Origin of the sequence: Mycobacterium innocens (genome assembly GCF_900566055.1) — a bacterium.
In the GTDB taxonomy this organism is placed as follows: Bacteria; Actinomycetota; Actinomycetes; order Mycobacteriales; family Mycobacteriaceae; genus Mycobacterium; species Mycobacterium innocens.
In genome coordinates, this window is sequence record NZ_UPHQ01000344.1 from 1 (window position 1) to 1,591 (window position 1,591).

Here is a 1,591-nt window from a genome sequence, read left to right on the forward strand (position 1 = left end):
CGCTGAGGCCGGGCGCGTTGGCGGTAGGACGGTCCTTCGATGACGAGTGTGTGTGCGGTGGAGGTCAGCCGGTCGATGGCTGATTGGGTTAGGAGCGTATCGGCGGTCATGGTGAGCCATTCGGTGGGTTCTCGGTTGGAGGTGACGATGGTGGTTTTGGTGCGGTGGCGTTCGACGGTGATTTCGTAGAAGTCGCTGGTGTTGGTGGCGTCGAGAGGCCTGAGTGCGAAGTCGTCGATGATCAACACGTCGATGGCGGCGAGCCGGCGGATCTCGGCTTCGAGGGTGCTGTCGAGACGGGCGGCGCGTAGCCGGGTGAACAGTTTGTCGGCGCGTGCGAATAATACTGAGTGGCGACGCTGAATTGCTATGTGGCCCAGGGCTGTTGCTAAGTGCGTTTTGCCTACTCCGACGGGGCCGAGAATGATCGCGGACTGTTTGGTGTCCAGGAAGCGCAGTGAGGTCAGGTCACCGAGCAGGGTGCGGTCATAGCGCAGGTCCTCTGAGGCGGTCCAGGTGTCCAAACGCATCGATGGATCGAGTCCAGCTTTGGCTGAACGCATTGCTGCCGAGCGTGATTCGCGTCGTGATACCTCGTCGGCGAGGAGGACTTCCAGGAAGCCGATGTGGCTGAGTTTATGTTGGCGGGCCAGTGCGGCGCGGTCGCCCAGGGTGTCGGCTAATGCGCCGAGCTTGAGGGTTTTGAGCAGCCGGATCAGATCCGCGCCGACCGGTTCGGCGGGTTTGTGGGTGGTGGTGGTCATTTCGGTAGGTCTCCTTCAGGATTGGTCAGTGTCTGGTACGACGGTCAGTATGGTTGTGGTAAAGGTGAATTCGGATGGATCACGAGAGAATCGGGTGGATGTGTGGCCGACAGCCCGCGGTAGTGCCGGGGTGGTGTTCTCGGTGGCGCGTTCCAGCATGGAAGCGATCTTGTTGACCGAGACGACATCGAGATCCAACGCTGACGAGCAAGCTTGGTCGACACGCGCCGCGCCGTAGCGGCGCACCAAACCCTGCAGCCGGTACACGGTGCGCATCCGGGTCCAGGGCAGCGGGTCATCAAGGATGCGTTCGGCGTAGATCCCGACGTTGGGCCCGTGGGCCGCGCACGCCGCGATCAACCCGGCCAGGTCGCGCAGCGCGTAGCCGGTTTTGTGTTCGGGCAGATCCTCGCGGTCGGTGCTGCGACCACCGGCAGGCTGGCGGGGATGGACTTTCACCAGTTGCCCGCGGTGATAGAACTTCACCAGCTCGCTATCGGCGCGCACATCCAGCGTGGCGCCGATCCACTGCTCGGGCAGCGAGTACAGGGCTTTGGCGACCTCAGCGTGGTAATCACGGTGAATCTTGACCGTCTTGAAGACCGGCACGTCATAGACGACGGGAACCGGTAGCAGCTTCGGTTGCTCCTCTGCGGTGAACACCTCGGCCGGCCGTGCACAGGTGGTGCCGTGGACACGGGTACCGGCGGTCTGGCGACACCACTGCTCGGCGGCGTGTTGGGCATCGTCGAGATTAGTGAATGTTTCCCCAGCCCAATAGTTTCCACGTACATACTGCACCGCACGTTCGACGCGGGGTTTGTCTT

At 62.4% G+C, this 1,591-nt stretch carries 2 protein-coding genes; both read right to left on the reverse strand.

Annotation, left to right across the window (positions count from 1 at the left end; translation table 11 throughout):
- Positions 1–764: IS21-like element helper ATPase IstB (istB, locus tag EET03_RS29610; RefSeq protein WP_075542928.1), on the reverse strand; the 764-nt coding region annotated here is incomplete at its 3' end.
- A gap of 15 nt (positions 765–779) precedes the next feature.
- Positions 780–1,591: Mu transposase domain-containing protein (locus tag EET03_RS29615; protein WP_425271575.1), on the reverse strand; the 812-nt coding region annotated here is incomplete at its 5' end.